The sequence below is a fragment of the Burkholderia sp. Ax-1724 genome (assembly GCF_011752995.1).
GTDB lineage: Bacteria > Pseudomonadota > Gammaproteobacteria > Burkholderiales > Burkholderiaceae > Paraburkholderia.
This window is the reverse complement of the sequence record NZ_VWWL01000026.1, coordinates 81,171-107,778: the sequence shown is the minus strand read 5'-3', so window position 1 is coordinate 107,778 and position 26,608 is coordinate 81,171. Positions and strand designations below refer to the sequence as shown.

23 protein-coding genes are annotated in these 26,608 nt (G+C 63.9%); 8 read left to right on the top strand and 15 right to left on the bottom strand.

Features of this window, described 5'->3' with window-relative positions; translation table 11 throughout:
* From F3J19_RS27190 to F3J19_RS27165, 6 genes are all read right to left on the bottom strand, one after another.
* A partial coding sequence (locus F3J19_RS27190; protein WP_205193289.1) for an NAD(P)-binding protein occupies window positions 1-262 on the bottom strand: 262 nt, incomplete at its 3' end.
* A 36-nt stretch (window positions 263-298) separates the two neighbouring features.
* Window positions 299-1,282: a porin gene (locus tag F3J19_RS27185; protein ID WP_167048637.1), complete on the bottom strand. Its 984-nt coding sequence runs from the start codon at window positions 1,280-1,282 to the stop codon at window positions 299-301.
* A 54-nt stretch (window positions 1,283-1,336) separates the two neighbouring features.
* Window positions 1,337-2,269: an isocitrate lyase/PEP mutase family protein gene (locus F3J19_RS27180; RefSeq protein WP_167048635.1), complete on the bottom strand. Its 933-nt coding sequence runs from the start codon at window positions 2,267-2,269 to the stop codon at window positions 1,337-1,339.
* A 299-nt stretch (window positions 2,270-2,568) separates the two neighbouring features.
* Window positions 2,569-3,969 carry an MmgE/PrpD family protein gene (locus F3J19_RS27175; protein ID WP_167048633.1) on the bottom strand — a complete coding sequence of 467 codons (1,401 nt, stop codon included), beginning with the start codon at window positions 3,967-3,969 and terminating at the stop codon, window positions 2,569-2,571.
* A complete protein-coding gene (locus tag F3J19_RS27170) occupies window positions 3,966-5,138 on the bottom strand; it encodes an enolase C-terminal domain-like protein (RefSeq protein WP_167048632.1) in 1,173 nt (390 codons plus the stop codon). The genes F3J19_RS27175 and F3J19_RS27170 overlap by 4 nt, the downstream gene beginning before the upstream one ends.
* 60 nt (window positions 5,139-5,198) lie before the next feature.
* Window positions 5,199-6,140 (bottom strand): tripartite tricarboxylate transporter substrate binding protein, encoded by a 942-nt coding sequence (locus tag F3J19_RS27165; RefSeq protein WP_167048630.1) that lies wholly within the window; start codon window positions 6,138-6,140, stop codon window positions 5,199-5,201.
* Between the two features lie 486 nt (window positions 6,141-6,626).
* Between F3J19_RS27165 and F3J19_RS27160 the strand changes: the two genes are divergently transcribed.
* Both F3J19_RS27160 and F3J19_RS27155 read left to right on the top strand, forming a co-directional pair.
* Window positions 6,627-6,995: a YciI family protein gene (locus tag F3J19_RS27160; RefSeq protein WP_167048628.1), complete on the top strand. Its 369-nt coding sequence runs from the start codon at window positions 6,627-6,629 to the stop codon at window positions 6,993-6,995.
* Entirely contained in the window at window positions 6,992-8,254 is a 1,263-nt protein-coding gene (locus F3J19_RS27155; protein ID WP_167048626.1) for a DUF6596 domain-containing protein, read from the top strand. Before F3J19_RS27160 ends, F3J19_RS27155 begins: the two co-directional genes overlap by 4 nt.
* 234 nt (window positions 8,255-8,488) lie before the next feature.
* Here F3J19_RS27155 and F3J19_RS27150 read toward each other — a convergent pair whose 3' ends face one another.
* The 8 genes from F3J19_RS27150 to F3J19_RS27115 form a co-directional block, all read right to left on the bottom strand.
* Window positions 8,489-9,859, bottom strand: coding sequence for an MFS transporter (locus F3J19_RS27150; RefSeq protein ID WP_167048624.1), 1,371 nt, complete (start codon window positions 9,857-9,859; stop codon window positions 8,489-8,491).
* A gap of 32 nt (window positions 9,860-9,891) precedes the next feature.
* A complete protein-coding gene (locus F3J19_RS27145) occupies window positions 9,892-11,079 on the bottom strand; it encodes a porin (RefSeq protein WP_167048622.1) in 1,188 nt (395 codons plus the stop codon).
* 143 nt (window positions 11,080-11,222) lie between these two features.
* Complete coding sequence (locus tag F3J19_RS27140) at window positions 11,223-12,200, bottom strand: aldo/keto reductase (RefSeq protein WP_167048620.1); 978 nt, start codon at window positions 12,198-12,200, stop codon at window positions 11,223-11,225.
* Between the two features lie 39 nt (window positions 12,201-12,239).
* Window positions 12,240-13,064, bottom strand: a complete 825-nt coding sequence (locus F3J19_RS27135; protein WP_167048618.1) for a hypothetical protein — start codon at window positions 13,062-13,064, stop codon at window positions 12,240-12,242.
* Complete coding sequence (locus tag F3J19_RS27130; RefSeq protein WP_167048616.1) at window positions 13,061-14,914, bottom strand: hypothetical protein; 1,854 nt, start codon at window positions 14,912-14,914, stop codon at window positions 13,061-13,063. The genes F3J19_RS27135 and F3J19_RS27130 overlap by 4 nt, the downstream gene beginning before the upstream one ends.
* A gap of 36 nt (window positions 14,915-14,950) precedes the next feature.
* Window positions 14,951-16,423, bottom strand: coding sequence for an aldehyde dehydrogenase (locus tag F3J19_RS27125; RefSeq protein ID WP_167048613.1), 1,473 nt, complete (start codon window positions 16,421-16,423; stop codon window positions 14,951-14,953).
* Entirely contained in the window at window positions 16,423-17,295 is an 873-nt protein-coding gene (locus F3J19_RS27120) for an alpha/beta hydrolase (RefSeq protein ID WP_167048611.1), read from the bottom strand. The genes F3J19_RS27125 and F3J19_RS27120 overlap by 1 nt, the downstream gene beginning before the upstream one ends.
* Window positions 17,288-17,872, bottom strand: a complete 585-nt coding sequence (locus tag F3J19_RS27115; protein WP_167048609.1) for an amino acid synthesis family protein — start codon at window positions 17,870-17,872, stop codon at window positions 17,288-17,290. Before F3J19_RS27115 ends, F3J19_RS27120 begins: the two co-directional genes overlap by 8 nt.
* 286 nt (window positions 17,873-18,158) lie before the next feature.
* Between F3J19_RS27115 and F3J19_RS27110 the strand changes: the two genes are divergently transcribed.
* Both F3J19_RS27110 and F3J19_RS27105 read left to right on the top strand, forming a co-directional pair.
* Window positions 18,159-18,920 (top strand): GntR family transcriptional regulator, encoded by a 762-nt coding sequence (locus tag F3J19_RS27110; protein ID WP_167048607.1) that lies wholly within the window; start codon window positions 18,159-18,161, stop codon window positions 18,918-18,920.
* 34 nt (window positions 18,921-18,954) lie between these two features.
* Window positions 18,955-20,433, top strand: a complete 1,479-nt coding sequence (locus F3J19_RS27105; RefSeq protein WP_167048605.1) for an NAD-dependent succinate-semialdehyde dehydrogenase — start codon at window positions 18,955-18,957, stop codon at window positions 20,431-20,433.
* 291 nt (window positions 20,434-20,724) lie between these two features.
* Here the strand turns inward: F3J19_RS27105 and F3J19_RS27100 are convergent, their stop codons facing one another.
* Entirely contained in the window at window positions 20,725-21,954 is a 1,230-nt protein-coding gene (locus F3J19_RS27100) for a YbfB/YjiJ family MFS transporter (RefSeq protein WP_167048603.1), read from the bottom strand.
* Window positions 21,955-22,112: 158 nt separating this feature from the next.
* On the opposite strand from F3J19_RS27100, the gene F3J19_RS27095 reads away from it, so the two are divergent.
* The 4 genes from F3J19_RS27095 (at window position 22,113) to F3J19_RS27080 (ending at window position 26,560) form a co-directional block, all read left to right on the top strand.
* Window positions 22,113-22,715, top strand: a complete 603-nt coding sequence (locus tag F3J19_RS27095) for a TetR/AcrR family transcriptional regulator (RefSeq protein WP_167048601.1) — start codon at window positions 22,113-22,115, stop codon at window positions 22,713-22,715.
* A 433-nt stretch (window positions 22,716-23,148) separates the two neighbouring features.
* Entirely contained in the window at window positions 23,149-23,997 is an 849-nt protein-coding gene (gene phnX / locus F3J19_RS27090) for a phosphonoacetaldehyde hydrolase (protein ID WP_167048599.1), read from the top strand.
* Entirely contained in the window at window positions 23,994-25,133 is a 1,140-nt protein-coding gene (psrA, locus tag F3J19_RS27085) for an iron-containing alcohol dehydrogenase PsrA (protein ID WP_167048597.1), read from the top strand. The genes phnX and psrA overlap by 4 nt, the downstream gene beginning before the upstream one ends.
* Window positions 25,134-25,180: 47 nt before the next feature.
* Complete coding sequence (locus F3J19_RS27080; RefSeq protein WP_167048654.1) at window positions 25,181-26,560, top strand: MFS transporter; 1,380 nt, start codon at window positions 25,181-25,183, stop codon at window positions 26,558-26,560.
* Window positions 26,561-26,608 lie beyond the last annotated feature (48 nt).

Sequence of the window (26,608 nt, the reverse complement as noted above, 5' to 3'; positions counted from 1 at the left end):
GAACGTCCAGCGGCGCGCCTTTGTCCTTCCAGTCGGGGATCAGTTCGGTGATGGCGCGCGGGTCCATGACCGCGCCCGAGAGGATATGCGCCCCGATCTCCGAGCCTTTTTCGAGTACGCACACGCCGAGCTCGACGCCCTGCGCGGCGGCGCGCTGCTTCAGGCGGATCGCCGCCGACAGCCCGGCCGGGCCGCCGCCGACGATCACCACGTCGTATTCCATCGACTCGCGCGGCGGCCGATCTTCGAGCCTGCCCTGCATCTGCACCATATTTAAGATACCGAACTAAATTGCTTATTAAAAAAGATGGCGAATACCAATATCCAGTTCACGATCGCCTGTGCCGAACTTCGTCGTCGTGAAGCGGTGATTGCTGAGCCAGAACGCCGCGACGTACAGATTCGTGCGCTTCGATATGAAATAGCCGTAATCGGCGATGATGCCGGTAGCGTTGAACTGGTGCTGGTTCAAGTCGTTCTTGTGCTGATACGCGAGATAGAACTCATGCACAGCCGCGACGCGCTTGCTGAAACCGATCAGGAAATCACGACTGTTGGTCGTGCCCATGCCACGACTAATGCCGAAGCCGACATGCGCCGTTGCGAAGCCGAAGTCGTAGCGGCCAGTGATCAGATCATTGCGCGACGTATCGGTCGACGTTGAATTGTTGACCTGCTGGTGACCCCATTCGAACGTCGCCGGTCCGATCTTGTAGCTGAGCGAAAAGCCGAACTGCTGCGAATCGCCGATGCTGCCCGCCACATTGCCGAAGCCATATGCGACATTCGCCTTGAAGCCGTAGAAATCCGGGCTGTGGTAGATGATCTGGTTCGGCGCGCGCGTACCGCCCTTTTCGCCGGCCATCAATTGACCGGGCGACCCGCCGAACGCATTACCGAACGGTGTAAGCGGCGACAGCACCAGATAGATCGGGGTGAAATCGAGGCCAGCGGTGACCGTTCCGTAAGGGCTACTGATACCCACGTACGAAACGCGGCTGAATGCCGCATTAGCCGTATCGGTCTGGCCATTGTTGACAAGAATGCCGTCCTCGAGCTTGAAGATCACCGAGTAGCCACCGCCGAGCGCCTCCTCGCCCTTGATGCCCCAGCGGCTCACGTCCTGCACGCCGCTCGACATGTTGACACCCCAGCCCTTTGGTCCGCCCGATTCGAACACGATACCGGTGTCGACAATACCGTACAGCGTGACTGACGAAGACTGCGCGAACGCCGCGATCGGACTGAACGCGAGCGCTCCATATAAGAGTGACTTTTTCATTGTCCTGCTGTCTCCAGATCTGTTGTCGTTATCTATTGTTTTTCGAGTAACTTCTCACCGACGGAATGCGCTCAGATCGATCGCCTGATAACGCGCTTCCAGTTCCGCCTGTTTCTCCGCGCCCTCGCCATTTCTGCCAGGGCCGGGAATGATGTAGGGATCGTCGCGACGCGCCTGCTCGAATTCGTCCCAGGCCGCCATACCCTTTTCATTGAACGCCTTCATGAAATCGCCGAGCGCCGCCCAGATCACGTGGTGCGTGAAGCCTGGATACCATGCGAGATTGGTACCGAGTTCGAGGTGCTCTTGTGCGCTCAGATAGCGTGGCAATTTGCCCTTCATGAAGGAAAAGTGACCATCGACGCTCGCGCGGCACTGACGGATCTCCTCAAGCGAATGCGGCGACTCCAGTTGCACCCAGTCAACGCCCGCGGCTTCGCGATATGCGCGCAGACGCAAAATCGTATCGTCGAGGCTGCTGTTGGTCGCGTCGCGCGCATAGCACTGCGCCATGATCACGAAGCTCGGATCGAGTTCATCGCGCATCTCGACGGCGGCGCGATAGCGCGCCACCGCCTGCTCCACTGGCACAACCTCGATGCCAGCCGTCTGCGTGCGGCGCTTGCCTTCGAGCGGTTGATCGTCGATTCGCACGCCGGCGAGACCTGCGCGTATGCATTCACGCACCATTCGGCGTACGGCCATGATGCCGCCGTGTCCCGTGTCTCCATCCATGATCACGGGGAAGCGCACCGATTGCGCGATCCAGCCGGCAACCTGTATGCACTCCGGCATCGACAGTGAGCCGACGTCGGCAAGCCCCGTGTACGAACCGACCACACTGCCGGTACCGACGAAACCCGCTTCGCAACCGGTCTGATCCATGATGCGCGCGAGCGCGGCGGACGGCGGATGCAACACCGACAGCACTTTTTCCTTACGCGCCATCAACTGACGAAGGCGGCTTCCAGCGGTTTGAGCGTTCATATCCTGACGTAAGAAGGAAATCACGTTTATTTATACATGAGTATACACATGAATTCTTTACGGCAAACCTCGTGTATACACGGAGAACACAAGATGCGCCGGAAACCACCGAAACGGCAACCGCTGCTGCACTGAAATGATTGAAGCGCGCAAAAATACGTGTGTTCAGGCAGACTGTAGCGTTGCGATATCGACAACCGATGGTATTGAGCTTCGCTGCAGTGCAGCTTGTCTTCTCCGCTCGTGTATACACGCAAGCGACGCCACCTGTTTTGTCAACTCAAACGACAAAACGTCGTTTAGCCGTTAGATATTGCCGACAGCATCGAAAACAGCGGCGACAGGTCGTCGGCGCCTTCGATATCGTCGACGAAAGCGAGAATGCGATGCGCGGCCTGCGCGCCGAGCGCCGAAGCGGCGAGCCTCACGAACTTTGCACGGATCACGTCTGCGCCGAGCGGCCGTTGTGCGCTGCCGAGACGATGCTCGATCCGCACGTTCATCTCGCTGCCATCGACGAGTTGCGCGCTCACTTGCGCGGTATGGCGTTTTTCCGCACCACCCGCGTCAAGCGCCTGATCGTGATAAATCTCAATCTTGTCGATCAACGCGAGCACCGTCGGATCCGCGATGCGTTCCGGCCGGTATTGATCGACGAATGCGTCACCGTCGAGCAGCTTGACCGCCGCGGTGTAATAGCCGCTCATCTGCGCGGACACAACTTCCGTCGGCGTGTATGGCCAGCCGATATTCGTGAACCCCTTCTTGCTCAAACCGATGCGAAGACGCGCAAGGCGTTCGGCGGTAAGGCCGCGCTTCATCAGCGCATCAAGCGCATCGACGGTGGTGTGTGCGCTCGCACATGCGGCGTAGACCTTGAAGCCGACCTGCTTCGTTTCCCACCGCTCGCCGAGCCCATCGACGATCGTCGCGGGATCGAACTGGCCGCGCAGCGTGCTCATGAAGCCGCCGAACGGTGCCTCAATTGCAACATCGCTGCCGGTGAAACCGCGCTGTGCGAGATACGCGGCGATCACGCCACTTTGCGCCGCACGTCCAGCGTGAAAGCGCTTGGCCATTGCGCCCATGCGCGCCGCGTAGAGACCGGCGGCCTGAGTCGCGCCGATCGCGAGTGCATGCAGCGTAGCGCGCGCATCGAGCGCCAACACGTGTGCCACCGCGGCCGATGATGCAAGTGTACCGACCGTGCCCGTCACGTGATAGCCGCTCGTCGAATGCGTAAGGCCCGCACAGATGCCGACGCGGATGCCCGCTTCATAGCCGGTGATGACCGCCGTCAGCAACTGTGCGCCCGACGCGCGGCGCAACTCGGCGGTCGCAAGCACCGCAGGAATCGTCACCGAGCCGGGATGCAACGACGACGTGACGTGCACGTCGTCGACTTCAAAACCATGGATCGCGGTGCCATTGGCGAGCGCCGCGTCCGGCGCGCTCGCACGCGATGCACTGCCGAACAGCGTCGCGTCACGGCCACCGAATGCCGATGCAGTCTCGGCAGCCATCACGCCCCACGGTTGACGCGCGCCGTATAGCCCGCAGCCGAGCGCATCGATGAGGCACAGTTTCGCGTGCGCGACGACATCGGCGGGAATCGCCTCGAATCGCAACGCTGCCGTCCACGCGGCAAGCGCTTCAGTCACGCGCGTATCGCGCGTTGCGAGCGAGCTAGCCATGCTCATGCGACAACCTCTCTGGCAAGCGTCGTACGCTCGACCGCGCGTTCGTCGACCGTCACGCCGAAGCCGAGACCGCGCGGCACGTTCGCATGGCCGTCGCGCACAACGAAATCCGTTTCTCCGACCAACGGATCGGATCCCATCACCCCCAGCCCGAAGATGAATTCACCAGCAGGCATGACGCGCTTCGCGGGCCGGCTCGCGTAGAAATGCGCGCCCGCGGCCGCTTCCAGTTGCGACAGCACCGCGAGACCGCCGCAATTGATCTGCAGCGACACCGCCTCGGCAAGCGCGGCAATCTTGCGCGCCGTCGTGATGCCGCCATGCTTATAGAGCTTGATGCAGAGTACGTCGGCGGCTTTCGCGGCGATGATCGCGTGCGCGTCGGCGAGCGAGCAGCACGCCTCGTCGGCCATGAGCGGTACACCGTGCGCAGCGGCTCGGATACGCGCCATGCCGTCGAGATCGTGTTTCCCCACCGGCTGCTCGAGATAGTCGAGACCTGCGCCTGCGAGCGCGTTGAGCACGCGGAAGGTTTCGCTGACAGTCCAGCCTGTATTCGGGTCCATGCCGATCGTTATGTCGTCGCCAACTGTCTCGCGGACCGCGAGAAAATTCTCGACATCGCGCCGCCAGCCGTCGCGATGCCCCGCCTTCAGGCACAGCACACGAATGCCGAATTCGCCAATTGCACGCTCGGCATCGGCGATCATCTTCGACGGATCGTCGGCCATGCTCACAGACCATTCGAGTGGAATTCGCGGCTGACACAAACCACCGATCAGTTCATAGACCGGCAGATTCAGCGCCTTGCCGAGCGCGTCGTGAAACGCGTGATCGATCAATGCGCGTGCGTTGAAGTTCTGCGGCGCCGCTTCGTCGAAGATGATCTGCAACTGCTCGAGCTCGGTCAGACGCCGGCCGATCAAACGCGGGCCATACAGATCGCGCACCGCGGTAATGATGCTGCCGTACGTGTCGGCCATCGAATGATGCGGTGTGAGCGGGCGAATCTGCCCATAGCCAACGACGCCTTCCGCATGAATCTTCACCATCACCGGCTTGCCGAGCAGCGCGCCACTCGCGCCCGTGTCGTAGATGCCGGTGGATCGAAGGCGCTGCAGACGTACCGGCAAGTCGGTGACGATAACTTCGATTCGTTCAATGATCATCGTGAGCGACCTTTTCCTGAGGTGTCGATGGCGTGGCGAAACCCGGCGAAAACGGCGCGATCAACCGCCGCTGCCATTGGCGATCGAAACGAGTCCGTGGAATTTCGTCAGTTGACTCGCGAGAAACGACGCAAATTCCGGCCCGCTGCTGCCGACCGGCTCAGCGCCTTCGTTGACGATCTGCGCGCGCACCGATGCTTCGTTGACGGCCGCGTGCGCCGCAGCGGTCAACTTCTGTATGACGTCGGGTGGTGTGCCTTTCGGCGCGACGAGTCCGTACCACGTCAGCGCTTCGTAGCCGGGCACACCCGACTCCGCAACGGTGGGAATCTGCGGCGCGGAAGGCAGCCGCGTTCCGCTCGATACAGCCAGCGCCTTCAACTGGCCCTGTCTCACGAACGGCGTCGCGGACAGCACGCTGGCGAACTGAAACGCAACCTGCCCTGACATCACGTCGATAAGCGCGGGCCCGGCACCGCGATACGGCACATGCGTCATCTTCTGTTTCGACAGACTCGAAAACAGCACGCCGGCCAGGTGATCGGAACTGTCGGTGCCGCCCGACGCATAGGTGAGCGCGCCATGTTTCTGCGCAGCGAGCGCGAGCAGTGCCTTTACATCACCGACCTTCAGCAACGGGCTCGTCACCAGCAGAAACGGTGCGCGTACCAGCAGACTGACCGGCACCAGATCGGTCTGCGGATCGTAGGAGAGCTTCATGAAGCTCGGGTTGATCGCGTAGCTGCTCGACACGACGGCAAGCGTGTAGCCGTCCGCACGGCTATGCGCGACGACAGTCGACGCAATCGAACCCGCTGCGCCCGTGTGATTCTCGACGATGACGGACTGCCCGAGTTCGCGCGTCATGTTCTTCGCGACGAGACGCGCGATGATGTCCGTCGCACCGCCAGGTGATTCGCCAACGAGAATGCGGATCGGCTGGACCGGATAGCTGTTGTCCGCCGCTCGCGCCGTCGCACCGGCAATTAATGTAATCGACATCGCGGCGGCGAACCACACCGTCCTCAGACAACCACGGCTCCGACCAGGTTGGCAATCCATACGATCTGTCTCCACTTCGGGCAGTCGGGCTCGTCCAGGATGAGCAAGTCCGTGCTTTTTCAGGGAATACACGAAATACATATTGGATTCTTATATATCCACAAGTATACATTTGAATTCATAAGCGTAACCTGGCGTTTACAACTAGATGCGGTACCACCTCGAATTCCGGGTTCGAGCCACAGTTGGCATCCGATGCAGACCAGCCTCATCACCACAACTCGACAATGCCCATCACCCGATCGACAATGCTTTGCACCACGGTCGATCGGGCGAAACTCAAACGTCTATTCTTTAATGAAGCCGCCCCCCACGGCCTTCCACACTTTTTTCGACACCCCCTTGTCCATCAGCATGCGGCCCGCGCGTCATTGTGATGGCGGCCCGATTCGATTCGTCCGCCTCAACCCCATAACGGAGGCTCAAATGGAATACCTGTTGATGATCTACTCGGAAGAAAACGGCTGGAACAGAATGACCGACAGCGAGCGGCAGCAAGGCGTTGCCGCCTATCAGGCGTACACCGAATCGCTGAAGAAAGCGGGGGCGCTGGTGGGCGCCAACCGGCTGCAACACACGAGCACAGCTACCACGGTGCGGCTCGTCGACGGCAAGCCGCAGGTGCTCGACGGACCGTATTCCGATTCGAAGGAGCAACTCGCCGGCTACTATCTGATCGACGTACCCAACCTGGACGCGGCGATGACGTGGGCATCGCGCTGTCCCGGCGCGGCGCACGGCGTCATGGAAGTGCGCCCGGTCTGGACCGCGCCCTACGAAGCGCCCTCTGCATGAGTTCGTCCGCCGGCGGCCGTGGCGATGACGGCGCCGCGCGTTCGGTTGCCGAGGCGGTCGCGCGCCGCAGCTACGGCAAGCTCGTCGCCCTGCTGGCGATGCGCACGCGCGACGTCGCCGCGGCCGAGGATGCGCTTGCCGACGCATTCGCGGCCGCGCTCGCGGATTGGCCCGAGCACGGCTGCCCCGCGAATCCCGAAGCCTGGCTGATGACGGTCGCGCGCCGTCGGGCAATCGACGGCGCACGCCATCGCCGGACCGGCGACGAAGTCGCGAACCAGCTCCTGATCCTCGCCGACGAGATCGACGAGTGCGAAGCCGGCGCGTTACCCGACCGGCGGCTCGCCCTGCTGTTCGCGTGCACTCACCCTGCGCTCGAAGCCGCCATTCGCACGCCGCTGATGCTGCAAGTCGTGTTGGGCCTCGAAGCGAAGACGATCGCGTCCGCGTTCCTGATGTCGCCCGCCGCCATGAGCAAACGCCTCGTGCGGGCGAAAACCAAGATTCGCGAAGCGGGCATTCCATTCACGGTCCCCGAGCGCGAGGAATTGCCTGGCCGGCTCGCGGCGGTACTCGAAGCGGTCTATGCGGCGTATGCGGAAGGTTGGACGGACCCGCTCGGCGGCGATATCGAGCGGCGCGATCTCGCCGACGAAGCGTTCTATCTCGCGCAACTGCTGGTCGAGCTGCTGCCCGACGAACCGGAAGCGCTTGGTCTGCTCGCGCTGATGCTGTTTGCGCAGGCGCGGCGCAATGCGCGACGCGATGAGGCTGGCAACTACGTGCCGCTGTCGGCTCAGAACCCGGCAACATGGCACGCACCGATGATCGACACAGCGAACGCACTGCTGCGGCGAGCGAACGCGCTCAATGCAATCGGGCGCTTTCAGCTCGAGGCTGCACTGCAGTCGGCACATGTGCATCGCTGCCGGACGCGTCGCCCGAACTGGGATGAAATCGTTCAGCTCTACGATGGACTGCTCGCCATTGCAGCGTCGCCGGTGGTGGCAATCAATCGCGCGCTCGCGTTGGCGGAACGCGACGGCCCGCAGGCGGCGCTCGACGCGCTTGCGCCCTATGCGGACGATCCACGACTGGCCGACTACCAGCCCTACTGGGCCGCACGCGCCAATCTGCTCGCGCGTGTCGGTGCGACAGCGCAAGCACTCGACGCGTACGATCTGGCAATCGGTCTCGAGCGCGACCCGGCCGCGCGCCGGTTCCTGCAGGGTAAGAGAATGGAGCTTGCATCGACATGACCGGTCGTATCGGAACCGATCGGTCGGGCAGTCGGCGCCGTTGGTCCTCGCGTCATGGAGCGCGACGGCGGCGGCGGCGAGCGTTTTCCCCAAGGCTCTCTTACCGCTTCTGATGTCTCGACGGTCTTTCGCGAACCTTGCGACGATAGCGAGCTTGCCGTCATGAATACGCCCCGGTTACGACCGGGGCGCAGATACAGCGATCAATCAATCCAGCCGCAATACGACAACCGCTCAATCAATCAGCGGACCATCCTTCTTCATCCGTTGCCACGTCCTGATGCCGGGCAAGAACACGATCGCGAGAATCGCCACGACGATCTGAGGCCCAATCAGCTCGATCGTGCCGGCGAGACGGTAATCGGCGATGCCCGTCAGCCAGCCCGAAACCGGACCGGCGCCGCTCGCCACGAGATAGCCGATCGCGCCCGCAAAGCCGGTTGCGATCGCGACGCGATGGTTCGGCACCCCGTCCTGCGCTAGCGTATAGCCCATGAAATACAGCGTATTGAGGCCGACCCCGATGATAAAGACGACGACCATCGTCATGGCCTGCCCCGCCGGATGATTCAGGAGAACGTACAGGCCGATCGCATCGACGATGCCAAGCGTTGCGACGACCACCTGTCTGCCGTAGCGGTCGGCAATCCAGCCGAAAAGAGGCGAAACGAGACTCGTCAGCCCAAAGCCGAATCCGAACACGACACCGACAAAACCCACGCTCTTGTGCTGATACTGAATCAGGAATGTCGGCATGAGGCCGCTGAATTCCCAGTACGAAATCAGGTTCACCGCGTGAATAGCCAACCCCTTCCACATCGAGCCACGACGCGCGACGTCGAGGAACGCGGCGGCAGTCGTCTCGCTGTTGCGCTGCTTCGCCTGAGAAGCCGCCTTCGCCGCGGGCTGGTCGCGCCACATCTTCTTGAGCGTCAGCGCCATGACGATGAACATCACCACGGCGAGCACGATCGTGACCGCACCGAAGATCGACAGGCCGAGCCGCCAGCCGGTGTTCTCGTCGGAAGTCGCAATGATCTGGCTGAAGACGGTCGGGCCGATCACGGCGCCGGTCGCGAAGAAAAACCCGAGGCAGTTGTTCAGAAACGCGCGACGTTGCGGCAGTACCGATCCGGCGAACGAGTAGGCACTGATATTGAAGATGCCTTCGAACACGCCGAACAGCACGCGATACGACAGCGTCAACGGATAGTTGTACGCGAAATACGCGAGCAGCATCGACGTTGCCCCGGCACCCGCGGTCCCGATCAGCATCAGCGCGTTCATGCGTGGCGTGACCCCGGCCTTGCCGTGGCCCGCGTTCCACAATCCCGCGGGCACATCGATAAGCGCCTGGCCCAACAGAAAAATAGTCGCCAGCGTACCGACCTGCTGAACGCTAAAGCCAAGAGACTTGGCAATGCTGTGCAGGCCGATCGGAAACGCCGAGCGATTCATCGAGTAGATCAGATAGCCGATCCCGACTGTGACGAGTTGAACCAGAAAGATAGAGCGCGCAAGCCGCTGTACTTTTTGCGACTGCGGATCGTCGCCCGATGAAGCGTTGTCGGAACTGGCTGGCAGTTCGAACCGGCTGGTGGTCATGATAGTGCTCTCCTGTTAGCGGGTCGTTGCTGTCAGAACATATGGCGCATGCCGAATCGCACGAGCGCCTGGCGGGTGTTGGACGAGTCGCCCAGCAGCGAAATATTCGCGACGGCCGGCGCGCCGGTCGAGCTGGTTCCGCTGGCAATCTGGTAGGTCGCGGCAACGTAGAGGTCGGTGCGCTTCGAGAGCGAGTAGTCGGCGAGCGCGGAGAACTGATGGTAGGTCTGATCGCCGATATCGCCGGACACCGCATTGCCCTTCGTGTAGCTATACGCGGCCGAGACGAATGCCGCCGGCGAAAGCCGGTACATGCCGTTGATTTCGACGTTGTTGAACGTTGCGGTCGCGCCGTTGAAATGGCCGATGTTTCCGTACTTCACGTTCGAATACAGCATGCCGATCGCAGCCGAGGCAAACGTGTACTGGCCGCCCGCCGCAACGACCTGCCATGAGGTGGCGGGCGCATTGCCGGTGAGGTAGCCCGAGTTGATCGAGCCGAAAGCCGTCGAGGTCGCCGGCGGCACCGCGTTGGCATTACCGTTCAGCACCGCGCCGGCATTCGACGGATTCCTGAAGAACTCGTACACCACGCCGAGTCCGAGCGGGCCGTTGTTGTAGCCGACACCGACCGTGTAGCCGCTGTTCTGCGAGACCGATCCCGCGACCCCGCCGAGCATGACGGTGCCGCCGAAGCGCAGCCCCGAAAAGCTCGGCGAAGCGTACTTGATCGAATTGTTCTGGCGATAGGTTCGCGCAGCGTTGTCGATGTCGCCGGGATGCGATGCGCCGCTGCCGTAGGCGGCAAGGCCGAATCCGAACTGGCCCACGTAGTCGTTCACGCTGTCGTACTGGCGGCCGAGCGTCAGCGTGCCGAACCGGTTGCTCGACAGGCCGACGAATGCCTGACGGCCGAAGGCCGTTCCCCCTTGTGCGAACGCGCCCGTATTCAGATTGACACCCGACTCCAGAGTGAACACGGCAGCGAGACCGCCGCCGAGGTCTTCCTTGCCCTTGATGCCCCAGCGGCTTCCATACGGACCCGCAAGCGAATCGAGCGACCACTGGCGGCCGCCGACGTTGGTCGAACCCACCACATGCTTCGCGTTCGTGTTCAGCTGTATGGCCTCGTCGAGTACGCCATACAGCGTGACGGAACTTTGGGCGAACGCGGGCGCGGCGATCGTCGCTGCCGAAAGTGCGATGAATATCTTTTTCAATTCCAGTCTCCGATGGTTGTCCGGGCAAGCCCGCTTTTTTAATCTGTAATACTTATCGATATCTCTGTATTGGCGCATGCTGTATCGAGGGACGGCTGACCGGTGCCTCAGGAACCCGCCAGCCGCCCTTCCCTGCTCTCCGCTCAGAAGTGTCCGCTACGCGGACGCGGTTCGTAGGCCGCGCCGATCGTTTGCATCTCCTCCGCGGACAAAACGACGCCCACCGCGGCGAGTGCTTCGTCCACTTGCGGCAGCGTCGTTGCGCCGATAATCGGCGTTGCGGACGGCAGTTTGTTCAACACCCATGCGAGAGCGACCTGTGCGGGCGTCAGGCCGCGCGAGCGAGCCACCGCGTCCACCGCCGCGCCGACGGCGTGATCCGCCGCGCGTCCGTACCACTCCCACGTATAGCCATCGGTGCGCGCGCGTTCGGTCGAGTTGCGATCGCGCCGCGCCTCGCCGCACAGAAAGCCTCTCGCCATCGGGCTATACGGCAGCATCGCGACCCCTTCGTGGCGGCAAAGCGGTAGCAGTTCGCGCTCGTCCTCGCGCCATACCGCGTTGTAGTGGTTCTGCATCGACACGAAGCTCGCCTGTCCACGAAAACGCGCGCTGTAGAGCGACTTCGCGAACTGCCAGCACGGCATGTCCGCGGCGCCGACGTAGAGCACCTTGCCCGAGCGCACCAGGTGGTCGAGCGCGGCCATCATTTCGTCGATGTTCGTGGACTCGTCCCAGATGTGCGTCTGATACAGATCGATGTAGTCGGTCTTCAGGCGACGCAGCGACGCTTCCACCGCCTCGACGATGTGCTTGCGCGAATAGCCGCGCGCATTCGGCCCCTTGCCCATCGGGTTGCCGAATTTGGTGGCGATGACGAATTCGCTCCGGCTGCCGAACTCGCCGAGCAGCTCGCCGAGAATCCGCTCGCTGGCGCCGGCGGAATAGAAGTCGCAGGTATCGAAGAAGTTGATGCCGGCTTCGACGGCCCGGCGAACGAGCGGCCGCGCCTCGTCCGCGTCGAGCACCCACGAGCGCCACGCCTTGTCGCCGATACCCATCGCGCCGAAGCCGATGCGCGAAACCTTGAGGCTGCTGCTGCCGAAATTGATGTAGTCCATAGGTCGAAATACTCTCTTCGTGATCGGAATATCCTGGGTTCAACCGGCCTGGCGGCGACTGCGCTCCGAGGTGGGAACGCGCAGCGACACCAGCAGTTCGCCGAGCCGCGAGAAGGTCGACGCCTCCATCGTCACGCCGTGGCGAAGCGCCTGATCGAGCGCCTTGTCCATGTCGATGCGCTGGACCGCTTCGGTGTCAGCATCGGCGTCGCGAGAAACCGGCGCCGGATGCTTGCCGTCGCCCTGTACGATGCGCTCGACGGCAATGGCCACCCATCCGTTGTGGCCGGCCGTCGCATCGGAATGCAGTGCGAGAAACTGGCCGAGCCGCTCCATAAGCGAGGGCGTGCTCGCGGCTACGCCATCGTTCGATGCGTGTTCCATACCGGCGTACACGATGGGCTTGCGGCCCTCGCCATCCGGTTCGGCAACAACCGGCCTCTGCGCACCCGGTCCACTCATGCACAGCACCGCGCGATATCCGTGCAGCGCCGCGCGGCGCGCCAGATACGGCGCGAATTGCGCACCGTCCGTGCGGCTCACGATCATGAGCGCGCATCCCGAACGCGACGCCTCGCCACACGCGAGATCGACAAGACGCGGTCCGATCTGCAACAGCGACAAACCCGCGCCGTCGATCCGGTACTGGCCGTCCTCTTCATGCAGGACGCGCGGCCGCAACGCGGCGTTCAGCGTCGTCCCCTTGCTGTCGAGCAGATAGCGGTAGGCATCGCCGGACAGCGCTTCCGTCAGCAGGATCATCTCGGCGGCGTCGTCCGCCTGGCCGACCGAGAAGCCGCAGGCGCGCAACATCTCGGGCGTGGTGCGCGCGAGTTCCGGGTAGCTCAATCTCAATGTGCTCATCGCTCGTCCTCCTGCTGTCCGGCAACGCTGCCAGACAAAGCCACACGGGCACCTTGCGGCATGTGCGCGGATGCGGAAGCGCCGAGCAGGTCCTCCGGCAACACGGCGTTGAGAAGAAAGACGCCGCGCACCCATTGACGCGTGACCGGCTGCGACGTTTCGAGGCCGAACGTCGTGAGCAGGAAGCGGATCGCGTCCATCGGGAAGAACGACTGGCCGATCACGTTCTCGCGGATTTCCGAATACGGCAGCGTGGCGGCGAGCTGCATGCGGCTCGCAATGTGCACGAACTCGGGATGATCCAGCAGCACACGCGTCACCAGTTCATCGCGAGGCCGGCTGCGCAGCACGGTGCAGAATGCCTGCACGGCGCCTACCACGTCGACGAACGTTTCGTTCTCCACACCAGGGTCGATGGCGCGCTCGCCGCGCCGGTTCTCGCCGTTCTCGCCCGACTTGTACCAGAAGTACATGGCGGTCTCGGGCGCGCTCCGGTCGACGTCGAGCGCCCAGCAATAGCGCGTGTCCGCGATGTCGAGCAATTCGCCGACCGTCGCTTCGACGCGCTGCTGGCGAGTGATCTTCATGGTCGAGGGAATGACCGCTTCCATCGCCGCGGCAAAACGCGGATACAGCGCGACGAGATGCGCGACGAGCTGCCCGTGCGCCTCGTCGCTGCCAAGCGAGCGCGCCTTCGCGAGCAGTGCCCGCCAGGGCGACGCCGTTTGCCGAGTTTGCCGATCGTCGACGCTGCCGGTCGCGGCAAACCGCTCGGCCGCCGAGGCCAGCGTCGCGAGCGCACGCGCGATATCGGCATGCCGCTCCATTTCGTCGATGTCGCCGTCCGGCAGCGTTTCATAAAGGCGCGCGGAGCGCGTGAGGAGCGCGGCCAGCGTCGTTGCGTCCGCGCGTGCAGTCTGCGCGTCGCGCGTCAGCGCATAGGCGAGCGCCAGCTCGCGCCCCAGCGAAAACGCGCTCAGCCATGCGGGCCAGCGCACCAGCGTCGCCACCATGCCGAGCCCCGACGAATTGCCGACGCCCAGCACGAGCTTCGAACCCGGTTCGAGACGCGCCGCCGCGGCATTCCTGCTGCGCGCCTGCGCCTCGACCACGGTGAAGCTCGTGAGCCGCCACATGTACAGCGCGAACAGATCGACGTGGTACGGATAGGCGAGCGGATGATCCGGCGGCAGCGAAACCCATGCGCGCGTGCCGTGCCGACCGTTGGCGTAATAGCCCGCGTTGCGGATGATGTAGCCGCCGCCCTCGGCGAGATGGTCGAGTTCCGGCTGCTGGCCCGCTTCCAGGCGGCCGAGCACGTAGTCGTAAAAACGGTTGCTGCGATTCGCGACGGTCCAGCCGAGCGTGGACAGATTGGTCGTGCGGCCGCGCCACACCTTGCCGACGATTTCCTCGCGCTCGTGCTCGATTGCCGCGAGGTCCGCCGGCCCGTCGACGAGGATGCCGAGAAAGTCGAACGTCCACTCCGTGAACCGGCCGGGCCGGTCGATGCCGTCGCTCGCCTGCGAGAACGCCGCGAAATGAAACTGGTGTCCCGCCGCCGTGATCTCGTAGACGACGGTCCCTTCGCCATTCGCGTCGACATCGCACGACACGCACTCGATGCGCCAATGCTCGCGCTTCATGCGCTCGACGAGGCTGTGCGCGAAGCTCAGACTCGTGGCCTTGGCCGCGCGCATCGCGTGCGCGCTCATCACGTCGTCTTCGCTGCGCAATGCGCCGAGCACCCGGGCGCCGTCCGTCTCGCCGCATGCCGCGCTCACGAGGTCGCGAACGAACGGCGGAATCGGCCCCGAGAAGCGCTCGTCTGATTCCTGCTGATTATTCACGTTTGCTTCCATATCCCATGACTCTGATCGTTGGCCTCAACGCATCACGAACGGATCGGCAATCGGTTCGTCCGAAATGCGAAGCCAGACGGTCTTGGTGCGCGTGTATTCGAGAATCGATTCGATACCGCCTTCGCGTCCGTAGCCGCTTTCGCCATAGCCGCCGAACGGCGCGACCGGCGAGATGGCACGGTACGTGTTCACCCAGACGACGCCCGCGTGAATCGCCTTCATCATCCGGTGCGCGCGCGACAGGTCCCGCGTGAATACGCCGGCGGCCAGGCCGTACTCGGTGTCGTTGGCAAGACGCACGGCCTCTTCCTCGGTCTCGAATCCGAGCACGCTCAGCACCGGCCCGAACAGCTCCGTCTGCACGCTCGGGATCGCCGGGTTCGGGCAATCGACGATGGTCGGCTCGTAGTAATACCCGGCTTCCATCGACGCCGGGCGCTTGCCGCCCGTCAGCACGGCCGCGCCCGCCGCTTCGCTCGACGCGACAATCTGCTCGATCTTTTCGAGCTGGCGCGCGGTCGCGAGCGGCCCCATTTCGGTCGCCGCATCGTCGGGGGCGCCGATGCGAATCTGGCGTGCCTTCGCGACGAGCGCATTGAGGAACGCGTCGCGAATCTTCGCGTGGACGATGAGCCGCGAGCCCGCCACGCAGCTTTGCCCGGACGCGCCGAAGATGCCGGCCACCACGGCGTTCACGGTGCCGGCGATGTCGGCGTCGTCGAACACGACGACCGGCGATTTGCCGCCCAGTTCGAGCGAAGTCGCCGCGAGATTGGCCGCCGAGTTGCGCACGATGTGGCGGGCGGTTTCAGGACCGCCCGTGAAGGCGATCCGCGAGACAAGACGATGGCTCGTCAAGGCGCGGCCGCACGGTTCGCCGAAACCGGTCAGCACGTTCACGACGCCCGCGGGAAAACCGGCCTCGTGCACGAGCTTCGCGAATTCGAGCAGCGGCGCGGGCGCCTCTTCCGACGCCTTCAACACGACCGTGCAGCCGGCCGCCAGCGCGGGACCGAGCTTGACCGCGGCAAGGAACAGCTGCGAGTTCCACGGCACGATCGCCGCCACGACGCCGATCGGCTCGCGACGCGTCGTGACTTCCATGTCCGGCTTGTCGATCGGCAGCACCGCGCCTTCGAGCTTGTCGGCCGCCCCGCCGAAATAGCGGAAATACTCGGCGATATAGGCAATCTGCGCGCTCGTCTCGCGGATGATCTTGCCGGTGTCCGTCGTCTCGATCGAGGCGAGATGCGGTGCATTCTGCGCGAGCAGATCGCCGAGACGGATCAGCAGCTTGCCGCGCTGCGTCGCCGTGAGCTTCGCCCACGCGGGATCGCTCAATGCCGCATGCGCCGCCTGCACGGCCCGTTCGACGTCGTCCTGCGTCGCCGCGGGCATGGTCGCCCAGGGCTTGCCCGTCGCGGGGTTCACGCTCTCGAACGTTTCGCTGCCATTCTCGAAGCGTCCGTTGATGTATTGTTGGAATACGTCAGGCATCACACCTCCTTCGTTTCACGCGCGGCCGTCGGGCTGGACGCGGCGGCGGACGTCGCGCTCTGCCGCGGCGATTGGTCCAGAAACGCGCGGATCGCCCGGTTGACCTTTTGCGGCGACACCACGGCCATCATGTGCCGCTCGCCGTCCAGCGACTCGCTCACGCCACGCGGCGTGAGCCCCGCCATGCGCACCGACATCGCCGGCGACGAATTCGCGTCGAGCTCGCCGGTCAGGTACAGCGCCGGCATGTCGAGTTGCGGCAGCACGTCGACGTGCGCCCGGTCCGAACTCGCGAACACGCGATAAGCGCGCGCATAACCGTTCGCGTCGACGCCCGAGAGACACTTCAGGATCGCGTCCGCGGCCGGGCCGGGCTCGGGGCTCGTCGTGCCGAGCCAGCGCCCGAGCGTGACGTGCATGTCGGTGAGCGCGCCTTCCGGGCCGAGCGAGGTCGCGCGGTTCATCACCGCCTCGCGCTGCTCGGGCGTGCGCTCGAAAACGGCGTTCATGGCGATCAGGCGTCCAACCCGCTCCGGATGACGGCCCGCGAGGCCGATCGCGATCAGCGCGCCCATCGAATGCCCGACCACCGTCGCACGCTCGATACCGAGCGTGTGCAGCAAGCGCGCGGTCTGCTCGACGTAATCGTCGAGCGTGGCGTCCTCGCGCGGCATGCTGCTGCCGCCGTGGCCGAGAAAATCCAGCGCGATCACCGTATGGTCTTGTTCGAACTCCGCGATCTGCGGCGCCCAGATCGACGAATTCATGCCGACGCCGTGAATCAGGACGAGCGGCTCGCCGCTGCCGCTGACATGGTATGCGGTGCCGTCGAGCATGCGCTTGCCGTCACCCGGCTCTGTGTGACTAGCCATTCGACGACATCTCCTGAATGTCCTTGTAGCGGTCGCCGATGCGGTGATGCGGCCGGCCGCCGATCGACGCGCCAAGCGCGACCACGATCTCGTCCGGACCCGGCGCGTCGGTGATCGAGAATTGCACCGTGAGGTAATGCGAGCGCATGCCTTCGTCGTGCTTGTGCATGAGCGGAATCGTGATCGGGCAATTCGCCGGACCGCGCAGATTCGTGAACGCAAGATAGGACTTCGCGCCGACCGCCTCGCGATACTTGTTGCCGAAACGCAGCGTGTGGATCAGCGCCGATGCATGCTCCATCTCGCCGTTCAGGCCGACGATCGATGCCTTGCCATAGCCTTCCACGTTCTCCCCCGACCCCGTGATGTCGAGGATGCGCGACGTCAGCAACTCGCCGAGCACCGGGCCGATTTCGCGAATCTCCGGCCCGAGGTCCTCGACATAGCCGCGGCCCGCCCACGGATTGGTCAGCACGGCGGCGACGCCAACCAGCTTGAGCGGAACAGCCGCTTCGCGGCCGCCGTCGACGGTAATGTCTTCGAAAAAGGTCACTGTCTTGCGAATCAGTTTGTGCATCTTGACGCTCCAGATTGGCGGGATTCATCCCTGACATGGTTAAGCAGTACCGGCACTGCGCCGCGCAGCTGCGCGCCGGTCTTACGCCACACTCGACAAGAATATGCGATTCCATATTCTTGTAGCATCTATGTTGGTATACCATGCTATAGTCAATTGAAAACGCCGTGGGGAGTTTTCGACTAGGGAAGAACCCTGGGTAAGCTTCCTTGCTACGCGGGCAAGCGGCCTGCATGATGGATAACTGAAGCGGGCATGCCGCCGTACCGGGACAACGGAACAAGCTATGACGACTGAGAAAAAATCGCTGCGTATCGAACGCGAAGTGAAAACGCTCCGGCAACTCGCACTCGAGCGCATGCGCAACGCCATCCTGCAATCGCATTTTCTGCCGGGGGAACGACTGGTCGAACGACCGCTATGCGACGAACTCGGCGTGAGCAGAACCGTCGTGCGCGAAGTGCTGAGGCATCTGGAAACCGAGGGGCTGGTCGAGAACATTGCGAACCTCGGCCCCGTGGTCAAGAAGGTCGACCTCGACGAGGCCATCCAGATCTACGAGATTCGCGCGCTGCTCGAAGGCAGCGCGGCGCGCGCCTGCGCCGAAAAATCGACGCCGGAAATCGTCGCCTATCTCTCGCTGATACTCGATGCGGTACAGGAAGCGTTCCGCAACAAGGACTATGACAACGTCCTGCTGAAGGTCGGCCAGTTCTACGAGTACATGTTCGGGAGCGGCGGCAAGACGGTGGCGTGGAAGCTCGCGGAGACGCTGAACGCGCGCATCAACCAGCTGCGCGCACACACGATCCGCTCGCCGGGCCGCGACAAGGCGTCGTTCAAGGAAATGAAGAAACTGCTCGATGCGATCGAGGCCAAAGACGGCGCGGCGGCCGAACGGGCGTCCGTCGAACACGTCCAGGCGGTGATCCGCATCCTGGTGGACTCACAGTCCAAACGGGATGCCGCCGATGAACCGGCAGCCACCGACCTGCCCGCGCCTGCGCGGAGTCCCGCCAGGCCACGCCGCCAGAACGCGGCAGCCTGACCGAACGAATTGTCATTGTTCCATGGAGACTGGAATGTCAGAAAATCAGGTGGCCCTGCCGCCTTTGCGCGACCCTTCGCTGCTGCGCGAAGCCTGTTTCATAGCGGGCGAATGGCACGCCGGCGATGCCTCGTCGGCGATTGCCGTGACCAATCCCGCCAACGATCTGCTGATCGGCACAGTGCCGCGTCTTGGCGCAACCGAGGTCCGTCACTGCATCGAGTCCGCACGGACGGCGCTGCCGGCCTGGTCGGCGAAGACCGGCAAGGAACGCGCGGCCATTCTGCGGCGCTGGTACGAGCTCATGCTCGACAACCAGGACGACCTCGCCACCATCATGACATGCGAGCAGGGCAAACCGCTGGCCGAGAGCCGCGGCGAAATCCTCTATGCCGCCTCCTTTCTGGAGTGGTTTGCCGAGGAGGCCAAGCGCGTCTACGGCGATACGATTCCCGCGCATACGGCGGACCGCCGCATCGTCGTGCTCAAGCAGCCGATCGGCGTATGCGCGGCGATCACGCCGTGGAACTTCCCGGCCGCGATGCTCACGCGCAAGATCGGTCCCGCGCTGGCCGCCGGCTGCACGATCGTGCTCAAGCCCGCCAGCCAAACGCCCTTCTCCGCGCTCGCGCTGTGCGTGCTCGCCGAGCGCGCGGGCGTGCCGCGCGGCGTGCTCTCCTGCGTGACGGGCAACGCTGCCGCGATTGGCGACGAACTGTGCCGCAATCCGGTCGTGCGCAAGCTCTCGTTCACCGGCTCGACCGAAATCGGCAAGGTGCTGCTCGAGAAATGCGCGGCCACCGTCAAGAAAACGTCGATGGAACTGGGCGGCAACGCGCCGTTCATCGTTTTCGACGACGCGGATCTCGATGCGGCCGTCGCGGGCGCGATCGCCGCCAAGTTCCGCAACGCGGGGCAGACCTGTGTGTGCGTGAATCGCTTTTTCGTGCAGGACAGCGTCTACGATGCGTTCGTCGAGAAGCTCGGCGTGGCGGTTCGGGCGCTGACGGTCGGCAACGGCCTCGATGCCGCCACGAAGATCGGGCCGCTGATCGACGGCAACGCGGTGGCGAAAGTCCGCGAGCACGTCGACGATGCGCTCGCGCACGGTGCGTCGGTCGTCGTCGGCGGCAACGGTCATGCGGCGGGCGCGCAGTTCTTCGAGCCGACGGTGCTCGCGGACGCCACGCCGGCCATGAAGATTTTCCGCGAGGAAACGTTCGGCCCGGTTGCACCGGTGTTCCGCTTCACGAGCGAAGCAGAAGCGATTCGCCTTGCTAACGATACCGAGTTCGGCCTCGCATCGTATTTCTATGGTCGCGACATCGGCCGCATCTGGCGGGTTGCCGAAGCGCTCGAATACGGCATGGTCGGCATCAACGAAGGTCTGATCTCCACCGAGGTCGCGCCTTTCGGCGGCGTGAAGGAAAGCGGGCTCGGCCGTGAAGGATCGAAGTACGGGATCGACGATTATCTCGAGATGAAATACCTGTGCATGGGTGGGATCGCCTGAGGGGCGCTCACTGGCTACGGCAGTTGGGTGGATCTTTTTGATTTCCGTTTTGGCTGCTGATGTGCGGACAATGCCTGGCGTTTCCTGAGTTAGCTTCTGAATCAGGAAACGCCGGGTATACACAGCCGATTAATAACGAAGTTCTTCAAAGGGCCGGAAAAACAAGGTGCGATAAAGCCCCGTGTGCCCTGAATCGCGAGCCCTCGTTTTTCGGCTCTGCATCTGGCTCCGCATGAGCGCAGCCTCTCCAATTTCCATGTGAAAGCCGCGCCGCCTGTTCGCGCCGCCTCGTCAGGCGGCCCCCTTCGCCGCGGACCTGAACCCGTTCGCCAGTTCGCAGGCCAGCGCCATCATCACCAGACAGGCGGACACCAGGAAAAGCAGGCGATGGTTGCCGCCGCTTGCGTTGAATAGCGCCGAGAACGCGTAGCCGGAAACCGCCATGACCCCGGCCGACAGAATCGTCGCCCTGCTCCACGCAATGTTCTGTCGATGCGCATTCTTCGGCACCAGCTCATGAATGCGCGCCAACGCAAGCGGAACGATACCCGGCGCAAACGTGCCGATGACAACGGCACACACACCGAGTGCCGGCACGTTCCCCGTCAGATAAACACTCGCCAATGCGACGGCTTGCGCAAGCGATACCAGTCCGATGGCCGCCCGGGCACCCATCCGGTCCGCGAGAAAGCCATAGAGAGGCGGACCGGCAATGGCGCCTATCCCGTAGAGCACCCAGAAGATGGCGCCCTCATGCGTGCCCATGCCGAGCCCACGCGCGATGAAGTCGACCAGAAACACCATGGGCGCGACGACAGAAGCCGCCATCAACGCATATTGGGCGTACAGGAGATTGACGCGCCATCCGAAATGCGCGCGCGAGGCCCGACTGTCCGCGCCCCGAGCGGGCGTCTCCGACGAGAGGCGCGCCGACGGCCACGCGAACCAGCTCGCCGACGTCAGGATGGCCGAGACGATGGCGAGACCGATCCAGGTCTGGGCCAGCCCCAGTTTCAACAGCAGTGGAATCAGCGTTCCCGACCCTGCGATACCGAGCCCCAGACCGAGAAACACGGCACCGCTCGCCATGCCCCGGCTCGCCGGCGGCACGTGCGGAAGAATCGTGGCGGCGACCAGCACCATCACCACGCCGCCCGCGATGCCCGACAGGACTCGCCAGCCGAAGTACCAGCCGACCGACAACGGAAAGGCGCACGCGAGAAAGGTGGCCGTAATGATCAGCATCATCACGCGCAGCGTGCGCTCCTTGCCGAACCGGCTGCCCAACGGACGGGCCAGAAGCGCGCCGCACAGATAGCCCGCCAGATTGGCCGCGCCAAGATAGATCACGCTCGCGGTCGAAAACCAGTGCGCGCGAATGAGCTCCGGAATGAGCGGCGTAAAAGCGAAGCGGGCCAGCCCGATACTCACGAGGCTGGCGCATAGCCCCGCGAAGATATAGCGCGAGACGAGCCTTCGGTCGATCTGCGCCGGCGTGAGTGAACCTGTCATGGAAGTCATGAATGTGTCTTTGCAAGCGGAAGAAATCCGGCGGATAGCCAAGCCTCCACCAGTCTTTGACATCATCGTCAATTTTGACACTCTAGACAAACTTGACATCAACGTCAAGAATGAGATTAAATTCAGACTGGATACCGATTCACGACACGGAGCAAGACATGGCAGGCGTTCGCCAGTTCGACGAGGGCGCAGCCCTCGAAACGGCTCTTCCGCTCTTCTGGCAGAAGGGCTTTGCCGCGACGACGATGCAGGATCTCGCCGCCGCCACGGGGATCCAGCGGGGCTCGCTATACAACGCCTATGGCGATAAGGAAACGCTGTTCCTGCGCGTGTTCGATCTGTACCGGGAGCGCTTTCTGCAGCAAATCCGCCGGTCGCTCGATAAGCCGAAGGTCCGCGACGCGTTGCAGAGTTTCTTCGACTGCGTCATCACGTCGATGACGACGACCATCGCTGCGGATGCCCCCACGCGCGGCTGCCTCAGCACCAAGACCGCGGTCGAGACGCAGGACATGGATGCGCCGATACGCGAGGCGATCCAGTCGCTGCTCGATGACTTCGAGACGATTCTGCTGGAGCGGCTATCGAAGGTCGAAAAAACGGCGCACCTGCGGATTCCGGCCGCGGAAGCCGCGCGGCTGGTCCTGACGTTGACGCGCGGAATCGTGGTGATCGAACGGGTGTACCAGGACCCCAAGCGGCTGCGGCATACCGCCGATTCGCTGATCGAACTGCTGTTTGACAGCCGGCCCCGTCGTTGAAAAACCATTCCTGACTTTGCGCAGCACGCTCACACTCACGCTTATCGGGAATGAATGCCGGCTCTGACCGGAACCCTTGAGCGCGACAGGCCATCGATCATGCCGATGGCCGACGATGTGATATCTCCCCGCCGCATCAATCTTCAGCACATTCCGCACGCCGTGCACGGGTTCGCCGCTGTCCCGCGGCGGCGAACACGCATGGCGCCCGAGGCCCGCGATTTACCGCGCGGCCGCCGGGCACGCCACCCCCACGCCCAATAGCCCCGCACGACGGCGAGCAACGCACGTATCCGTATACGCGTTATACGGCCAATCGATCAATTTTTTCGGTTGATTCAACGAATTCAACCCGGTATTTCGATCATACGAGCGTCACGCGACAAATCTATTCTGCATGGACTCATCAGCCCTCTTCAAAAAGGACACCGCCATGCAACCCAGTCTACTGACCTCGAACGCGTCGCACCGTCAGTACCGCGGTCCGATTACCACTGCCATTTTCGATTGGGCCGGCACCGTGCTCGACTTCGGCTGCATTGCCCCGGTCGAGGCGTTCCGTCAGGTCTTCTCCGACGCCGGCGTGCCGATCACGATCGCCGAAGCGCGCGCGCCGATGGGCGCGGCCAAGCGCGAGCACATCGCGCTGATCCTCAAGGAGGCCGACGTGCAGGCCCGCTGGCAGGCGCACACCGGCCACGCCTCGAACGAAGCCGACGTCGATGCGCTGTACAAGGAGTTCCTGCGTGTGGACGAAATCAACGTCGCGAAATACGCCGACCTGATCCCAGGCGCAATCGACACCATCGCGCATCTGCGCGCGCGCGGCATCGCGGTCGGCAGCACCACTGGCTATCCGCGCGAAGTCATGAAGAACCTGATTCCGCTCGCGGCCGAACGCAATTACAAGCCCGACTTCGTCAGCACGGTCAGCGACGTTGCACGCGGCCGGCCGTTCCCCGACATGATCCTCGCCAACGCACTCGCGCTCGCGACGCCGGATGTGCGCGGCGCCGTGGTAGTCGACGACAGCCCGACCGGCCTGCTGGCCGGCCTGGCCTCGGGCATGTGGGCGGTCGGCATCGCCGCGAGCGGCAACGAAGTGGGCCTGTCGCTCGCCGAGTGGACCGCGCTGAGCCCCGCCGAACAGCAGGCGCATCTGACGCCCGCGCGCGCGAAGCTCGAACGGACCGGCGCGCACTTCGTGATCGATACCATCGCCGATCTGCCGGCCGTGATCGACGCGATCGAGGCGCTGCTCGCCGCCGGAGAGCGTCCGTGAACAGCGCCTGGCAGTTCCACAACCCGGTTCGCGTGCGCTTCGGCGCCGCCTCGCTCGGCGAGATCGGCCAGGCCATCGCGGGCCGCCGCTACGTGATCGTCACCTATCCGGACGCGGTGTTCGCCGACCTCTCGGCGCGTATCGAGGCGATCGCCGGTCCCGCGCAATTGCGCATCGATTCGGTCGAGCCGAATCCGTCGGTCGGCATGCTGCGCCGCGCCTGCGAACAGCTCAAGGCGTTGCCGCAAGAAACCGAGGTGCTGGTCGCGCTCGGCGGCGGTTCGGTCATGGATTCGGCCAAGGTGCTGGCCGCCGGGCGCGGCGACTTCGACCCGGTCTACGCCTACCTGAGCGCGGGCGGCCCCGCAACGGCGAACCCGCTGCCGATCATCGCGATTCCGACCACCGCCGGCACCGGCAGCGAAGTGACCTGCTGGGCCACGGTCTGGGACCCGGACAATGCGCGCAAGCTGTCGCTGTCGCGCGAGGATCTGTACCCGGAAGCAGTCCTGATCGATCCCGAACTGATGGTCGGTCTGCCCGAAGGTCCGACGCTCGCGAGCGGTCTCGATGCGTTGGCCCATGCGCTCGAAAGTATCTGGAACGTGCACGCGAGCCCGGTCACGCGCGGCCTCGCGATCCATGCGGCACGCGAGATCATGGCCGCGTTGCCGCGTGTGATGGCGCATCCGTCCGACCTCGAGGCACGTGGCGCAATGGCACTCGGCGCGCTGCGCGCGGGTCTCGCGTTCTCGAATACGCGTACCGCGCTGGCTCACAACATCTCGTATGCGATCACGCTGTCGCACGGCGTCGCGCATGGCATCGCGTGCTCGTTCACGCTGCCGGCCGTGATGCAGGCTGCGCTCGGCACCGATCCGGCCTGCGACGCCGCGCTCGCCGAAATCTTCGGCGACACGCAAACCGCGCCCGCACGTCTCGCGGCCTTTCTCGACTCGCTCGGCGTCGCCACGCATCCGGGCTCGTACGGCCTCGCTGAAGGCGAATGGTACGCAATCGTCGATCAGGCGTTCGACGGCGCGCGCGGGCGCAACTTCATCGGCAACCGCAGCCACTTTCCGAAATTCGATTTCGCATCGGTTCCGCCGATTGCCCCCTCCAGGAGATTGTCTTGAGTACGCAACGTTCCATCTCGACCGATGCGCTCGCGCGCCTCGACAACATGCCGTGGACACGCTTCCACACGCTCATCATCGCTGCGCTCGGCGTGGGCTGGGCACTCGATTCGTTCGAGACCAACATCATCGGCAGCGTGTTCGGCGGCATCCAGTCGTACTGGCATCTAAGTTCGACACAGGGCTCGCTGGCCGTGAGCATCTGGGTGTTCGGCATGCTGGTCGGCGCGATCGCATTCGGCTATCTCGCCGACCGTTTCGGCCGCAAGCGCCTGTTCCTCGCGACGCTGCTCTGGTACGCGCTCTTCAGCGTTGCGACCGTGGTGTCGTGGAATTTCGATTCGTTCCTGTTCTTCCGCGCAATGACCGCGCTCGCGGTCGGCGGCGAATACTCGGCCGTCACCGCCACGATGGGCGAGTTCATCCCGCGCAAGCATCGTGGCCGGACCGATTCGCTGATCCTGTCGGGCTTTCCGCTCGGCGCGCTGATCGCAGCGGGCGTATCGTACTTCGTGCTGAATCACCTGCCGGCCAGCATCGCCTGGCGCGTCGGCTTCGGTCTGGGCACGACGATGGCACTGATCTTCTTCTGGATTCGCCGCGTGGTGCCGGAATCGCCGCGCTGGCTGTTGCAGCAGGGTCGTGTCGAGGAAGCCGAGGCGATCGTCACGAGGATCGCAGCAGCCGCGCAGGGCCCCGATGCGCTGGCCGCTCAGCGCCGCTTTGAACCGACCACGATCGTGCCGGCCCATCCGATGTTCTGGCGCAACGTCGGCGAACTGCTCGGCAAGTACCGCGCGCCGTGCGGCCTCGCGAGCGCACTGAACTTCTCGCAGGCGGCGGTCGTGTATGGCGTGCTGTCGCTGATGGCGCTCGTCATCCTGCCGTACATGAAGGTGCCGGCCGGGTCGATGCCGATCTACTACGCGTACGGCAACCTCGCCGCGCTGCTCGGCGGGCTGACCGCGTCGTTTCTGGTCGAGGCCTGGGGCCGCCGCTCCTCGCTGTTCGTGAGCTATACCTTCACGCTGCTCTCGATCCTCGTGGTCTACATGGCGCACACGCTGGCGGGCATGGTGATCGGCTACTGCCTGATCCAGTTCGGCGTGACCTGGGCCTATATCTCGGCCTACGTGGTGTCCTCCGAAATCCTGCCGACGCGGTTGCGCGCTTCGGGTCTCGGCATCTCGGTGGCGGTCGGCCGCGTCGGCGCGATGATTACGCCGCTGCTGCTGACCAGCGCCTTCTCCTCGACCGGCACGCCGGCCGGCGCGCTGACCACGCTGTTCGTGATCGCGGCACCGGGGCCGGTTGCGGCCGCGCTCTGGTGGTGGAAAGGACGCGAAACACGCAATGTGTCGCTGGAGCAGGGCAGCCTGGATGCGTTGACCGCGGAAAACGGATTGCAGACGGTCGCGGCGGGCTGAGTGCGATGATGGGCCGGCGCTGCTTTCGCCGAGCCTTTATTCCCGATG

What these genes read in the sequence shown, in the direction of transcription:
- F3J19_RS27185 (WP_167048637.1), bottom strand. Translation starts at nt 1,282, where the DNA reads ATGAAAAAGTCACTCTTATATGGAGCGCTCGCGTTCAGTCCGATCGCG.
- F3J19_RS27180 (WP_167048635.1), bottom strand. Translation starts at nt 2,269, where the DNA reads ATGAACGCTCAAACCGCTGGAAGCCGCCTTCGTCAGTTGATGGCGCGT.
- F3J19_RS27175 (WP_167048633.1), bottom strand. Translation starts at nt 3,969, where the DNA reads ATGAGCATGGCTAGCTCGCTCGCAACGCGCGATACGCGCGTGACTGAA.
- F3J19_RS27170 (WP_167048632.1), bottom strand. Translation starts at nt 5,138, where the DNA reads ATGATCATTGAACGAATCGAAGTTATCGTCACCGACTTGCCGGTACGT.
- F3J19_RS27165 (WP_167048630.1), bottom strand. Translation starts at nt 6,140, where the DNA reads ATGTCGATTACATTAATTGCCGGTGCGACGGCGCGAGCGGCGGACAAC.
- F3J19_RS27160 (WP_167048628.1), top strand. Translation starts at nt 6,627, where the DNA reads ATGGAATACCTGTTGATGATCTACTCGGAAGAAAACGGCTGGAACAGA.
- F3J19_RS27155 (WP_167048626.1), top strand. Translation starts at nt 6,992, where the DNA reads ATGAGTTCGTCCGCCGGCGGCCGTGGCGATGACGGCGCCGCGCGTTCG.
- F3J19_RS27150 (WP_167048624.1), bottom strand. Translation starts at nt 9,859, where the DNA reads ATGACCACCAGCCGGTTCGAACTGCCAGCCAGTTCCGACAACGCTTCA.
- F3J19_RS27140 (WP_167048620.1), bottom strand. Translation starts at nt 12,200, where the DNA reads ATGGACTACATCAATTTCGGCAGCAGCAGCCTCAAGGTTTCGCGCATC.
- F3J19_RS27135 (WP_167048618.1), bottom strand. Translation starts at nt 13,064, where the DNA reads ATGAGCACATTGAGATTGAGCTACCCGGAACTCGCGCGCACCACGCCC.
- F3J19_RS27125 (WP_167048613.1), bottom strand. Translation starts at nt 16,423, where the DNA reads ATGCCTGACGTATTCCAACAATACATCAACGGACGCTTCGAGAATGGC.
- F3J19_RS27120 (WP_167048611.1), bottom strand. Translation starts at nt 17,295, where the DNA reads ATGGCTAGTCACACAGAGCCGGGTGACGGCAAGCGCATGCTCGACGGC.
- F3J19_RS27115 (WP_167048609.1), bottom strand. Translation starts at nt 17,872, where the DNA reads ATGCACAAACTGATTCGCAAGACAGTGACCTTTTTCGAAGACATTACC.
- F3J19_RS27110 (WP_167048607.1), top strand. Translation starts at nt 18,159, where the DNA reads ATGACGACTGAGAAAAAATCGCTGCGTATCGAACGCGAAGTGAAAACG.
- F3J19_RS27105 (WP_167048605.1), top strand. Translation starts at nt 18,955, where the DNA reads ATGTCAGAAAATCAGGTGGCCCTGCCGCCTTTGCGCGACCCTTCGCTG.
- F3J19_RS27100 (WP_167048603.1), bottom strand. Translation starts at nt 21,954, where the DNA reads ATGACTTCCATGACAGGTTCACTCACGCCGGCGCAGATCGACCGAAGG.
- F3J19_RS27095 (WP_167048601.1), top strand. Translation starts at nt 22,113, where the DNA reads ATGGCAGGCGTTCGCCAGTTCGACGAGGGCGCAGCCCTCGAAACGGCT.
- phnX (WP_167048599.1), top strand. Translation starts at nt 23,149, where the DNA reads ATGCAACCCAGTCTACTGACCTCGAACGCGTCGCACCGTCAGTACCGC.
- F3J19_RS27080 (WP_167048654.1), top strand. Translation starts at nt 25,181, where the DNA reads ATGCCGTGGACACGCTTCCACACGCTCATCATCGCTGCGCTCGGCGTG.